Origin of the sequence: Prodigiosinella confusarubida (genome assembly GCF_002847015.1) — a bacterium.
In the GTDB taxonomy this organism is placed as follows: Bacteria; Pseudomonadota; Gammaproteobacteria; order Enterobacterales; family Enterobacteriaceae; genus Prodigiosinella; species Prodigiosinella aquatilis.
This window is the reverse complement of record NZ_CP025085.1, coordinates 3,387,252-3,401,168: the sequence shown is the minus strand read 5'-3', so window position 1 is coordinate 3,401,168 and position 13,917 is coordinate 3,387,252. Positions and strand designations below refer to the sequence as shown.

Genomic DNA, 13,917 nt, shown 5'->3' with positions numbered 1-13,917 from the left:
GTGATTATTCCTGCTTCTGCGGTTGTGGTTCTGTTGTGCCGCTAATGTATTGCCATAAGTTGCCCAGCGTTTCATACCAGGCGCGTTCACTGTGTGAAAGATACAGTGCGGACGGGAAGATTTTTTCCCACGGATTCAGTGGCGTAGTGATTGCCAATTGGTTAGCGGGAGCCGGAATCGGGTTTAATCCCTGAGCCTGAAAGAAGCGCATCGCCCGTGGCATATGGCTGGCCGAGGTGACTAATATAAAGGGTTGCTGACCGATCAGCGCGAAGGTGGCCATGGCTTCCTCTTTGGTATCCCGAGGGGTATCCAGTAACTGCATATCCTGTGTCGGCACGCCGAGGCTTTCCGCCACCTGTGACGCGACCTTGGCGCTGCTGACCGGATTTCCCTGTGCTGCCGCGCCGGTAAATATCAGTTTCGAACCCGGATTGGCACGATAAAGTCGAACGCCTTCGGCCACACGGGCCAGACTGTTGTTGATCAGATTGGAGCTGGGCGCCCAGTCTGGATTGAAGGTGTAACCACCGCCCAAGACCACAATATAGTTGACATGCGGTGCCTGCGGGCTGGACTGCCAGGTGTGATACTGCGATTCCAGCGGTAGCAGCAGGTAGTCGGCCACGGGTTGCAGGCTAATCAGCAACAGTGTCAGCCAGCTTAGCGATAGCAGCGTTTTCCCGGATTTCTGCCAACGGGAAAACCAGATTAGCAGTAGAGCCATTCCCATCAGTAGCAGCAGCAAAGGCAACGGTTGCAGCAAGCTGCCGATATATTTTTTGGCGGCAAAAAGCATAAAATAGTGTCCGTTTTGAGTGAAAAAACGCCATCCGGAATAAGATAGTGGCATAAGACGATTTATTCTACGCTAGCCTGTGACAAAATGTCAGGTTGAGAGAAAAACAGCCCGTTAACATCTGACGGCGCTGAACCAATAACCTGGAACCGTGGAATGCAGGATCGTAACTTTAACGACATCGCCGAAAAGTTTGCCCAGAATATCTACGGCACCACCAAAGGGAAACTGCGTCAGGCTGTATTGTGGCAAGATCTGGAGATCTTGCTGTCTACGTTGCCGTCGCGGCCATTGCAGATTCTGGATGCCGGGGGCGGGGCTGGCTACATGGCCTGCAAGCTGGCGGCTTTAGGACATCAGGTCTTGTTGTGTGACTTATCCGATGAGATGATTCAACGCGCCAAAACAGCGGCGTTGGCGCAAAACGTTTCTCATAATATGCGTTTTGTGCAGTGCGCCGCACAGGATATCGCTTCATATATAGAAAAACCGGTTGATCTGGTATTGTTTCACGCGGTATTGGAATGGGTAGCCGAGCCTCAGCAGGCACTACAGGCGCTGACGAATTGTCTGGTACCCGGCGGCGCATTGTCGCTGATGTTTTATAATCATCATGGCTTGCTGATGCGAAACATGGTGTTAGGTAACTTTGGTTATGTGGCGTCGGGAATGCCGAAACGTAAACGGCGTTCGCTATCCCCCGATCACCCGCTGGACCCACAGCAAGTTTACCAGTGGCTTGATTCGTTGGGATTGACCATCAGTGGTAAAACCGGCGTGCGGGTGTTTCATGACTATTTGCAGAACAAGCAACAACAGATTGACGATTTTGACATTTTGCTGGCGTTGGAACAGCGTTATTGCCGGCAGGAACCTTTTGTCAGCCTGGGGCGCTACATCCATGTCATGGCGAATAAGCCCCTTTTGAAGGATGTATTATGAGTGACTTTTCCCAGACCGTACCCGAACTGGTCGCCTGGGCTAGAAAAAATGACTTTGCACTTTCACTCCCGACGGAGCGTCTGACTTTCCTGCTGGCGATTGCCACGCTGAACAGCGAACGTATGGATGGCGAAATGAGCGAAGGCGAGTTGGTGGATGCCTTTCGCCACGTTAGCCGAGGATTTGAGCAGACTCACGAAACCATTACGGTGCGTGCCAATAATGCGATTAACGATCTGGTGCGCCAGCGGCTGCTTAGTCGGTTTACCAGCGAACTGGCGGATGGTAATGCTATTTATCGACTGACCCCGCTGGGGATCGGCATCAGCGACTATTACATCCGTCAGCGGGAGTTCTCCGCCTTGCGGCTTTCCATGCAGCTTTCGCTCGTGGCTCAGGAATTGGGCCGGGCGTCGGATGCCGCAGAAGAGGGCGGTGACGAGTTCCACTGGCACCGTAATGTCTACGCGCCGTTGAAATACTCGGTGGCGGAAATTTTTGACAGTATCGATCTGTCTCAGCGGGTGATGGATGAACAGCAGCAAGGGGTGAAAGACAATATCGCCGCCTTGCTCAGTCAGGACTGGCGCACAGCCATTTTCAATTGCGAACAATTGCTGACCGAGACCTCCGATACCCTGCGGGAGTTGCAGGATACGTTGGAAGCGGCAGGCGACAAATTGCAAACCAGCTTGCTGCGCATTCAGGATGCGACCCTCGGCAACGCCAAACTGGGTTTTGTGGATAATCTGGTGTTCGATTTACAGGGCAAACTGGACCGTATTATCAGTTGGGGCCAGCAAACTATCGATCTGTGGATCGGTTACGATCGTCACGTACACAAATTTATCCGTACCGCGATTGATATGGACAAAAACCGGGTCTTCTCCCAACGGTTGCGTCAGTCGGTGCAGAACTATTTCGACAACCCCTGGGCCTTGACCTACGCTAACGCTGACCGTTTGCTGGATATGCGTGATGAAGAGCTGGCGCTGCGCAGCGAAGAAGTGACCGGCGAACTGCCGCCCGATCTGGAATATGAAGAGTTCAGTGAAGTGCGTGAGCAGATCACGGCACTGGTGGAGCAGGCCTTACTGCACTACAAACAGCAACAGGTTCCGTTGAATCTGAGCGACGTGATGCGCAACTATCTGGTGCAGTATCCTCGCTCACAACAATTTGATGTTGCCCGAATCGTGGTCGACCAGGCAGTACGCCTGGGGGTGGCCGAAGCAGATTTCACCGGATTGCCAGCATTGTGGCAGGCAATCAATGAATACGGAGCCAAGGTACAGGCCCATGTCATCGACAAATATTGAACCAATCGTATCAGCCAAACTGGTGACAGCGCTGTCTAACACACTGTTTCCCGCACTGGACAGTCAATTGCGCGCTGGTCGACATATTGGCGTAGAAGAACTGGAAAATCACGCCTTTCTGATGGATTTTCAAGATGAGCTGGAACATTTCTACAGCCGTTATAACGTGGAGCTGATCCGTGCGCCGGAAGGGTTTTTCTATCTGCGTCCGCGTTCCACCACCTTGATTCCACGTTCGGTGCTGTCTGCGCTGGATATGATGGTGGGGAAAATTCTCTGCTACCTCTACCTCAGCCCGGAACGTCTGGCGCACGAAGGCATTTTCAGCCAACAAGAACTGTATGAGGAACTGCTGAGTCTGGCGGATGAAAACAAACTGCTGAAGCTGGTAAACCAGCGTTCCACCGGTTCCGACCTGGACCGACAAAAGTTGCAGGAAAAAGTGCGTACCTCCCTGAACCGCTTGCGTCGTCTGGGCATGATTTATTTTATGGGTAATGACAACAGCAAATTTCGCATTACCGAAGCGGCGTTTCGTTTTGGCGCTGATGTGCGCAGCGGTGACGATCCGCGCGAAGCCCAATTGAGAATGATCCGTGATGGTGAAGCCATGCCGATGGATAGCAGCCTGTCGCTGGACGATAGCGATGATAGCGAGTCGGCTGGTGATAACCTTTCCGGTGAAGACCAATGTGTTGAGGATGAACAGGAATGATTGAACGCGGTAAATTTCGCTCACTGACGTTGGTTAACTGGAACGGTTTTTTTGCCCGGACTTTTGATCTGGATGAGTTGGTAACCACCCTCTCTGGCGGCAATGGCGCCGGTAAATCCACCACCATGGCGGCGTTTATCACCGCGCTCATCCCGGATCTGACGTTACTGCACTTTCGTAACACCACCGAGGCCGGAGCAACCTCCGGCTCCCGTGATAAAGGTCTACATGGCAAGCTGCGTGCTGGCGTGTGCTACTCCGCGTTGGATGTCGTCAATTCCCGCCATCAGCGAGTGCTGGTCGGCGTGCGATTACAACAGGTGGCAGGCCGTGATCGAAAGGTCGATATCAAGCCCTTCATCATTCAGGGGTTGCCGACATCAGTTTCGCCCACGCAAATTCTGACTCAACTGGTGGGCGATCATCAGGCACGAGTCTTGTCGTTGCAGGAAGTGAAAGAGCGCCTTGATGAGATGGAAGGCGTGCAGTTCAAGCAATTCACGTCCATCACCGACTATCACTCATTGATGTTTGATTTGGGCATTGTGCCGCGACGTCTGCGCTCCTCGGCTGATCGCAGCAAGTTTTATCGTTTGATTGAAGCCTCGCTGTACGGCGGGATTTCCAGCGCCATTACCCGTTCGTTGCGTGATTATCTGTTGCCGGAAAACAGCGGAGTACGCAAGGCGTTTCAGGATATGGAAGCCGCTCTGCGGGAAAACCGCATGACGCTGGAAGCCATTCGCGTCACCCAGTCGGACCGGGATCTGTTCAAGCACCTGATTTCTGAAGCGACCTCTTATGTGGCCGCTGATTATATGCGCCACGCCAACGAGCGACGTATTCATCTGGATAGCGCTCTGGAACTGCGCCGGGATCTGTTCAGTAGCCGTAAACAACTGGGCAATGAGCAGATCCGCCATGTGGAGATGGCGCGCGAGCTGGCGGAGCAGAGCGGAGCCGAAAACGATCTGGAAACCGACTATCAGGCCGCCAGCGATCACCTGAATCTGGTACAGACGGCGATGCGCCAGCAGGAAAAGATCGCGCGTTATAATGCCGATCTGGAAGAGCTGAGTTACCGGCTGGAAGAGCAGAATGAGGTGGTGGAAGCGGCGCGTGACCAACAGCAGGAAAACGAAGCCCGCGCCGATGCCGCCGAGCAGGAGGTGGATGAGCTGAAAAGCCAGTTGGCCGACTATCAGCAGGCTCTGGATGTACAGCAAACCCGCGCCATACAGTATCAGCAGGCGCAGCAGGCGCTGGAACGTGCTCGCACGTTGTGCCAGTTACCGGAACTGAGCGCCGATAACGCCGATGAATGGCTCGACAGTATTCACGCCAAAGAACAGGAAGCCACCGAGCTATTACTGATGCTGGAACAGAAGCTGAGCGTGGCGGATGCCGCCCACAGTCAGTTCGAGCAGGCGTATCAACTGGTGAGCAGTATCGCCGGGGCCGTCAGTCGTCGTGACGCCTGGCAAGTGGCGCGCGAATTACTGCGTGACAGTTCACAACAGCGGTATCAGGCCGAGCGTGTCCATCCCCTGCGCATGCGACTTTCCGAACTGGAACAGCGCCAGCGTGAGCAGCAGGACGCCGAACGGTTGTTGCAGGATTTCAATAACCGTAACGGACAGACGCGCTATCAGCCGGAAGCGCTGGAAAGCTTGCAGCAGGAGCTGGAAGCGCGGATTGAAAGCCTGTCGGTGTTGGTGGAGGAAGCAGGTGAGCGTCGCATGACGTTGCGCCAGGAACTAGAGCAGACCCAACAGCGTATTCAGCAGTTAACTGTTCGGGCGCCGGTGTGGCTGGCGGCACAGGAAACCCTGACTCAACTCTGTGAGCAGAGCGGCGAAACATTTGCTGATAGCCGTCAGGTGACGGAATACATGCAGCAACTGCTGGAACGTGAACGGGAAACCACCGTCGAGCGTGATGACGTAGCGTCCCGCAAACGGGCGATAGAAACGCAGATTGAGCGCCTCAGCCAACCGGGCGGCTCGGAAGACCCGCGTTTGAACGCGCTGGCGGAGCGCTTTGGCGGGGTGTTGCTGTCGGAAATTTATGACGATGTCACGCTGGACGACGCGCCGTATTTCTCTGCGTTATACGGGCCATCCCGTCATGGGATTGTGGTAACGGATCTGTCGTTGGTGCGCGAGCACCTGGAGAATCTGGAAGATTGTCCGGAAGATTTATACCTGATTGAAGGCGATCCGCAGTCATTTGATGACAGCGTGTTCGCGATGGAAGAGCTGGAAAAAGCGGTGGTGGTGAAAGTTTCCGATCGCCAGTGGCGCTATTCCCGCTTCCCCGACGTGCCGCTGTTTGGCCGGGCCGCACGAGAACAACGGCTGGAAACCCTGCGCGATGAACGTGAAGAACTGGCGGAGCAGTATGCCACGCTGTCGTTTGACGTGCAGAAAACCCAGCGCTTGCATCAGGCTTTCAGCCGTTTTATTGGCACCCATCTGGCGGTGGTGTTTGATGACGACCCGGAAGTGGATATTCGTCAACTGAGCAGCCGTCGGGGTGAGCTGGAACGCGCTATCAGTAATTTTGACAACGAAAATCAGCAACAGCGCCAGCAGTATGAACAGGCGAAAGAGAGCGTGTCGCTGTTGAACCGACTGATCCCGCGTATCAGCCTGTTATGTGACGACAGCCTGACGGATCGTGCTGAAGAGATTCGCGCCGAACTGGATGAGGCAGAAGCGTCGGCCCGTTTTCTACAGCAGCATGGCGCCACACTGGCGAAGCTGGAGCCGCTGGTTAGCGTGTTGCAGAATGACCCGCAGCAGCATGAGCAACTACAGGAAGATTATACGCAGGCGCAAAGCGCGCAGCGATTGGCGAAACAGCAGGCGTTTTCCCTGACGGAAGTGGTGCAACGTCGCGCGCACTTTGGTTACACCGATTCGGCGGGGATGTTGCACGCCAATGCCGATTTGAACGACAAGCTGCGCCAACGGCTGGAGCAGGCGGAAGCGGAACGTACCCAGGCCCGTGAGCAGTTACGGCAGCATCAGAGCCAACTGACACAGTACAGTCAGGTGCAAGCGTCGTTGAAGAGCGCTTTTGATGCCAAGAGCGATATGCTCAAAGAGTTAACGCAGGAATTGGCGGATATCGGCGTGCGTGCGGATGCAGAGGCGGAGTCTCGTGCTCGCCAGCGTCGGGATGAATTGCATGCTTCACTGAGTAATAATCGAGCGCGCCGTAATCAGCTGGAAAAACAACTTACCTTCTGTGAAGCGGAAATGGACGGCCTACAGAAGAAACTGCGTAAGCTGGAGCGTGATTATCACGCTAACCGCGAACAGGTGGTGACGGCCAAATCTGGCTGGTGCACGGTGATGCGGTTGGTGAAAGACAATGGTATAGAGCGGCGTCTGCACCGGCGTGAACTGGCCTATCTGGAGGGTGACGAATTGCGCTCCATGTCGGATAAGGCGCTGGGAGCGCTGCGTCTGGCGGTCGCCGATAACGAACATTTGCGCGATGTACTGCGCCTGTCGGAAGATCCAAAACGGCCAGAACGTAAAATCCAGTTCTATATCGCGGTATATCAACACCTGCGTGAACGTATCCGTCAGGACATCATCCGTACCGACGATCCGGTGGAAGCCATCGAACAGATGGAGATTGAACTGAACCGTCTGACGGAAGAGCTGACGGCGCGTGAACAAACGCTGGCCATTAGCTCGCGCAGTGTATCGAATATCATCCGCAAGACCATTCAACGTGAACAAAACCGCATTCGCATGCTGAATCAGGGGCTGCAATCGGTGTCATTCGGCCAGGTGAAAAGCGTACGGCTTAACGTCAATGTGCGGGAAACGCACACCACGTTGCTTAACGTGTTGTCTGAACAACAGGAACTGCATCAGGATCTGTTCAACAGCAACCGCCTGACGTTCTCGGAAGCGCTGGCGAAACTGTATCAGCGCCTGAATCCGGAAATTGACATGGGGCAGCGCACGCCGCAGACCATCGGTGAAGAACTGCTGGATTATCGCAACTATCTGGAAATGGAGGTTGAGGTAAACCGGGGTGCCGACGGCTGGCTGCGTGCCGAGAGCGGGGCGCTTTCCACCGGGGAAGCCATCGGCACCGGGATGTCAATTCTGGTGATGGTGGTACAGAGCTGGGAGGAAGAGTCGAAACGGTTGCGCGGCAAGGATATTTCACCCTGTCGTTTGCTGTTCCTCGATGAAGCCGCACGTCTGGATGCCAAATCCATCGCCACGTTGTTTGAGCTGTGTGACCGGCTGGAAATGCAGCTGATCATCGCTGCGCCGGAAAACATCAGCCCGGAAAAAGGCACCACCTATAAGCTGGTGCGTAAGATGTTCCAGAACCACGAACATGTTCATGTCGTCGGTCTGCGCGGTTTCGCCACCGAACCCGAGCAAACGCAGCACGCATCATAATTTCTCACCGATGCCCGCGCCAGCGGGCATCATCGACTATTTGGTCACGATACCCGCCACGGACACCCGTTATATTGCGCAATTTGCGTAGACGGGCATTTATGTGGATCGTTCGGATGGCGGATGAGTTATGGCGTTAACGGAAATCTGATTTAGCTTCAGGGGAGAAAAATTGAAAATCAAGGCATTACCGTTGGATGACAACATCAATGGCTGGTCGGCGATCATTCCTGCCCGGCAGGTGAAAAAGATTTTGCGTGGTCATGTTCGGGCCGACTGGCTGGTGATCGGCGCCGGTTATGCCGGGCTCGCCTTTGCCCGCCGCGTAGCGGAAAACCATCCTGATAAGCAGGTGGTGATCATCGATGCCGCCATGACGGGAGAGAGTGCCTCTGGGCGTAATTCCGGTTTTGCCATTGATTTGCCGCATAACATCGGCAGCTCCACCGCCGAGTTGGAAAAAGCCGCCAACTACCGCCGCTTATTACAGGCGGGGATTGCGCAGTTGGACGCGTTGATACACCGACATCAAATTGAGTGTGATTGGCACCGTAGCGGGAAATATCACTGCATCGTGCGTCCTGAACGGGATGGGTTGCTGGCGCAGTACGCTGATGAACTACAGGCGCTGGATGAGCCCTATCAACGACTGGAGGGTAAGTCTCTGGCGCAAAATCTGGGCACCGATTATTACCATGCCGCTATCTATACACCGAGCTGTGTCTTGCTTAATCCGGCCGCCTTGGTGCATGGGCTGGTGGACAGCCTGCCGGATAACGTCACCCTGTATGAAAAATCCCCGGCGCTGGAGATCAACACGGGCCGCGATGTTCATGTGCGTACACCTTATGGTGAAGTGCGGGCCGGACAGTTGATGGTGGCAACTAATGGGTGCGCTCGCCAGTTGGCGCCATTTTCCAACCAATTGGTGGGGCTTTCCACTTTCGCCACGCTCACCGAACCCTTGACTGCGGAACAACAACAGCGCATCGGCAATATCGCTGCATGGGGCATGACACCGGCCAATGCGATTGCCGGCGCGACGTTGCGCTATACCTGCGATCACCGTTTTTTGATACGTCAGCATGTGAAATATGTGCCGGATTACACGGTGACGGCGCTGAGAACCACACCACTGGTCGTGCAGCATCGCCAGATTTTTCTATCGCGCTTCCCGCAATTGGCGGATGTGCAGATTGCCCACACCTGGTCCGGGATGATCAGCGTGACGCGCAATGGTGCGCCGGGCTGGGGAAAATACGGCGACAATGTCTATGCCGCCGTGGGATGCAACGGGGCGGGAATTTCAAAACAGACGGTGGCTGGCAGCACATTGGCGGATTTGGCGACTGGTGTGGATAATCCGTTGATTGCCGATATGCTGGCGTTGGGAAAACCCAATTATATTCCACCACGTCCATTTCTTGATCTCGGCGTGCAAGGCAGCATACTTAAAGAGCGTTGGCTGGGGCGTAAGGAGTATTAGGCGTCGTGCCTGTCTCGGACCTGCCGCGTCAGCGGATATAAGATATAAAAGGCCTTGACCTTCCAGTTACGGGAAGGTGCAGGCTGACAGCGGTTATCGTTTTTCTTCCTGCTTTATTACTGTACAGAGGAAATTGATATGTATCGCCGTGATTTTATCAAAATTACCGCTCTGCTGGGGGCCGCCAGCGCGCTGCCTGGGTGGAGCAGCAGCGCGTTTGCCGCTGATCGTCCGGTGTTGCCGGTGCCGCCATTATTGACGCCGGATGCGGGCGGCAATTTGGCTCTTAAAGTTCAGACCGGCAATATGCGCTGGCTACCGGGAATGAAAACCGCGACCTGGGGCGTCAACGGAGGTTTTCTCGGCCCGGCGTTGCAACTGGAACGAGGACAGACCGTCACCATCAATGTCAATAATACGCTACCAGACGTGACCACCATGCACTGGCATGGCATGGAGATTCCGGGCGATGCCGATGGTGGGCCTCAGGCATTGATCGCGCCGGGCAAGATCTGGACTGCGCGCTTTACGGTTGATCAGCCAGCCGCGACGGCATGGTTTCATCCCCACACGCATGGTGTCACCGGGCGTCAGGTGGCGATGGGATTGGGCGGTTTGATCTTGATTCAGGATCGCGAAAGCCGCGGACTTGCACTGCCTTCTCAGTGGGGAGTGGATGACATCCCTTTGATTTTGCAAGATAAAAAGTTGAACGAAAAAGGGCAGATCGACTACCATCTGGACGAAATGTCCGCGGCGGTGGGTTGGTTTGGCGATCTGATGCTGACCAACGGCATGCGTTACCCACAGCATGCGGCACCACGCGGATGGTTGCGCTTGCGTCTGCTCAATGGGTGTAATGCTCGCTCATTGATGCTGGCGACCAGCGATGGTCGGCCACTGTATGTGATCGGCAGTGATGGCGGTCTGCTGGCGGAACCAGTGAAAGTGACGTCGCTGCCGATCTTGATGGGCGAACGTTTTGAAGTGCTGGTGGATACCCGCGATGGTAAGGCCTTTGATATCGTGACGTTGCCGGTCTCGCAAATGGGTATGACACTACCGCCATTTGATGCACCACTGCCAGTGCTGCACATTCAGCCAACACTGAAGACCAGTAGCGGAAAACTGCCGGACAAGCTGGCTACGCTTCCCGCTCTGCCGCCAACGTCAGGCTTGAAAACTCGCAACCTGCAACTGACGATGGACCCACGACTTGACCGGCTCGGTATGCTGGCATTGATGCAGCGTTATGGCCCGCAGGCTATGGCCGGCATGCAGATGAATATGGGTGCGAATGGCGGCATGTCGGGAATGATGCAAGGACAAGGGATGATGGGCGATTATGGCGGGCGTGCCGGCACGAACGAGATGCCCATCCACGAAGGACACCAGGGAATGAATGGCCAAACGACATCTCCCGGCGACATGATGGATGATCAAACGACATCTGGCGGCATGATGAATGATCAATCAACGTCACAGCCACTGGATATCATGACCGCCAACCGTATCAATGGCGTCGCCTTCCAGATGGGACAGCCGATGTTTGCCGTCAAGCGTGGCGAATATGAAGTCTGGTCCGTTTCCGCGGTGGGTGACATGATGCTGCATCCTTTCCATATTCATGGCACCCAGTTCCGTATTCTGTCCGAAAATGGTCAGATACCAGCAGCGCACCGTCGTGGCTGGAAGGACACGGTGCGGGTGGAGGGGGGCGTCAGCCAGGTGTTGGTGAAGTTCGATCATCCCGCCCCTAAAGAACGGGCGTTCATGGCGCACTGTCATCTGTTGGAACATGAAGACACCGGCATGATGACGTCGTTCACGGTAGCGTGACGTCGCGCATTGTGCCGGTGTCCGGATGCGGTCTAATCTCGCCGGGCGATCAGCTGTACCACGCTGGCATGCCCGGTATGCGCGATCCCTTCATGGATTTCACGTTCCAGTTTCTGTAAATGCGCAAACCGTAATCCCGGTAATTCCTGACGCAGGGTTTCCGGGGTCATCAGCCAGGTGATATCGGAAGGACCGCCGGTTTTAAATTTCAGTTGCTCCGGCGTATAGGCTTCAAGCAGGAACACGCCACTGCTCTGCAATCCGCTGGCGCAATTTCCATGTACCTGATGGCGCAATGTCGGCGGAAGATGGGCAAAAATCGCGACGATGCCCCCCCACTGCTGTCTGCCGATATCATAAGTCGCGAGATCAGCATGTATCCACTGGATCTTCAAACCATTGGCTTCAGCCCGTTTTTTGCCTTTGGCCAGACCGACGTCGGAAGCGTCTACCGCCGTGACATCAAATCCCTGGCTCGCCAGCCAGACCGCATTGCGTCCTTCGCCTTCAGCAATACAGAGAATGCGGCTACCCGGAACAAAGTGATGGCTACTTTTTTTCAAAAAATCATTGGGTTCAGTGCCATAAACAAACTGTTCGTTGGCATATTTTTCATTCCACATTGAAGCGCTCCATAACAGTAAAACTCACGGTGTTGTGATGACGACGCCAGCGTGTATGAGATGCGGAATAGCCCATCACAATGTCGTCTCTTGTTCGAATTGTTTCTGATCAAATGCCTGTCTGGCCAGCTCGACTTGTGGCAGATATTTCACCGTCCACAGACAAAGCGCCTGAAAAGGTTCTTTAAGCGTATGGCCGAGTGGTGTTATCCGATACTCCACCGCGACCGGTGAAGCGGTTATCACGCGGCGTTCCACGATACCGTTGCGTTCCAGACGCCGCAGACATTGCGTCAACGCTTTCTGAGTAATGCCATCCAAGCGGCGTTTGATTTCATTAAAGCGCAGTGGATTTTCACACAATACATTCAGTACCAGCACTGACCATTTATCGGCGATCTGATCAAGTAGAAAGCGGGTGTGGCAGGCGTTATGCTGTTGTGAGTTATCGGGGGACGGCATTTAAGTTTCCTCTAGGCTACCTGGTAACTTTAGAGTGCCTGATTGACACTAGGTTTACAATGTATACCATCATGGTGGCAAATTAAAGGAGCTAAATCAGATGACTATACCTAACATTGATGTCCTGTTTCGTCCGTTTAAACTGAAATCGCTGGAATTAAAGAACCGAATTATCATGGCGCCGATGACCCGTACATTTTCACCGAATGGTGTACCGGGAGACAATGTGGCGGCTTATTATCGCCGGCGTGCAGAGGGAGAGGTGGGTCTGATCCTGTCTGAAGGCACGGTTATTGACCGGCCCGGCTCGCGTAATCATCCCGATATTCCTTTTTTTCATGGTGAGGCGGCGCTGAAAGGCTGGCAGAAAGTGATTGATGAAGTCCATGCGGCTGGCGGTAAAATGGGGCCGCAGATTTGGCATGTGGGTTCGGTTAAAGCGCCGGGAACGGAGTGGGAACCACAATCCGGGATTGAAAGTCCTTCTGGTCTGGTGGCGCCGGATGTGCCGCGTGGTCAGGCCATGAGTGAAGAAGACATCGCCGATACCATCGCGGCTTATGCCCAGGCGGCGGCAGATACCGTCCGACTTGGTTTTGATACACTGGAAATACATGCGGCGCATGGTTACCTGATCGATCAGTTTTTCTGGGGGAAAACCAACCTGCGCACGGATGAATACGGTGGCGCTACGCTGAAGCAGCGTTCCCGCTTTGCCGCCGAAGTGATAAAGGGCATGCGTCAGGCGGTTGGACCGGACTTCCCGATCCTGTTGCGCGTCAGTCAGTGGAAACAGCAGGATTACAGCGTACGTCTGGCCAATACACCGCTGGAGCTGGCCGACTGGCTCACCCCGCTGGTGGATGCCGGTGTGGATATTCTGCACTGTTCGCAACGTCGCTTCTGGGAGGCAGAATTCCCCGAGGTGGATGGCGAAAATGGCTTGAACTTTGCCGGCTGGGCGAAAAAAATGACCGGCGCCGCCACGATCAGTGTGGGTTCGGTGGGGCTGTCGGATGAGTTCATGACGGCGTTTAGCGGAAAAAGCGCAACGCCGGCACAATTGGACAATCTGCTGACACGGATGACGCGTGACGAGTTTGATTTAATCGCGATTGGCCGTGCATTGATAACCGATCCGAATTGGGTCGTGAAAGTGCGTCAGCATGACACTGAGCACCTGCAAGGGTTTGAGCCTGCCTCACTGGGCGAGTTGGTCTGAGGTTTTAATTAACCACATTGTTTCATGCCGTGATGTCGGTATCGACACCACAGACATCAACGCCAGTATTATTC

The 13,917-nt window shown here is 54.6% G+C and carries 10 protein-coding genes; 7 read left to right on the top strand and 3 right to left on the bottom strand.

The genetic code is table 11. From position 1 onward, the window contains the following. Window positions 1–4 precede the first annotated feature (4 nt). Entirely contained in the window at window positions 5–799 is a 795-nt protein-coding gene (gene elyC / locus CWC46_RS15540; RefSeq protein WP_021015638.1) for an envelope biogenesis factor ElyC, read from the bottom strand. A 156-nt stretch (window positions 800–955) separates the two neighbouring features. Here elyC and cmoM point away from each other — a divergent pair, with 156 nt between their 5' ends. From cmoM to cueO, 6 genes are all read left to right on the top strand, one after another. Beyond that, window positions 956–1,741, top strand: coding sequence for a tRNA uridine 5-oxyacetic acid(34) methyltransferase CmoM (cmoM, locus tag CWC46_RS15535; RefSeq protein ID WP_021015639.1), 786 nt, complete (start codon window positions 956–958; stop codon window positions 1,739–1,741). Continuing rightward, entirely contained in the window at window positions 1,738–3,060 is a 1,323-nt protein-coding gene (gene mukF / locus CWC46_RS15530; RefSeq protein ID WP_021015640.1) for a chromosome partition protein MukF, read from the top strand. The genes cmoM and mukF overlap by 4 nt, the downstream gene beginning before the upstream one ends. Further along, window positions 3,041–3,775, top strand: a complete 735-nt coding sequence (gene mukE, locus CWC46_RS15525; protein WP_021015641.1) for a chromosome partition protein MukE — start codon at window positions 3,041–3,043, stop codon at window positions 3,773–3,775. The genes mukF and mukE overlap by 20 nt, the downstream gene beginning before the upstream one ends. Next, a complete protein-coding gene (gene mukB, locus CWC46_RS15520; protein ID WP_021015642.1) occupies window positions 3,772–8,211 on the top strand; it encodes a chromosome partition protein MukB in 4,440 nt (1,479 codons plus the stop codon). Before mukE ends, mukB begins: the two co-directional genes overlap by 4 nt. A gap of 172 nt (window positions 8,212–8,383) precedes the next feature. Next, complete coding sequence (locus CWC46_RS15515; RefSeq protein WP_021015643.1) at window positions 8,384–9,697, top strand: NAD(P)/FAD-dependent oxidoreductase; 1,314 nt, start codon at window positions 8,384–8,386, stop codon at window positions 9,695–9,697. Window positions 9,698–9,835: 138 nt separating this feature from the next. Continuing rightward, window positions 9,836–11,536, top strand: coding sequence for a multicopper oxidase CueO (gene cueO / locus CWC46_RS15510; RefSeq protein ID WP_021015644.1), 1,701 nt, complete (start codon window positions 9,836–9,838; stop codon window positions 11,534–11,536). A 32-nt stretch (window positions 11,537–11,568) separates the two neighbouring features. On the opposite strand, the gene CWC46_RS15505 is transcribed toward cueO, so the two are convergent. Continuing rightward, entirely contained in the window at window positions 11,569–12,159 is a 591-nt protein-coding gene (locus tag CWC46_RS15505) for a class I SAM-dependent methyltransferase (RefSeq protein WP_021015645.1), read from the bottom strand. A 75-nt stretch (window positions 12,160–12,234) separates the two neighbouring features. Next, on the bottom strand, window positions 12,235–12,621 hold the full coding sequence (locus tag CWC46_RS15500; protein WP_021015646.1) for a winged helix-turn-helix transcriptional regulator: 387 nt from the start codon (window positions 12,619–12,621) through the stop codon (window positions 12,235–12,237). Between the two features lie 100 nt (window positions 12,622–12,721). Between CWC46_RS15500 and CWC46_RS15495 the strand changes: the two genes are divergently transcribed. Then, window positions 12,722–13,843, top strand: coding sequence for an NADH:flavin oxidoreductase (locus tag CWC46_RS15495; protein ID WP_021015647.1), 1,122 nt, complete (start codon window positions 12,722–12,724; stop codon window positions 13,841–13,843). Window positions 13,844–13,917 lie beyond the last annotated feature (74 nt).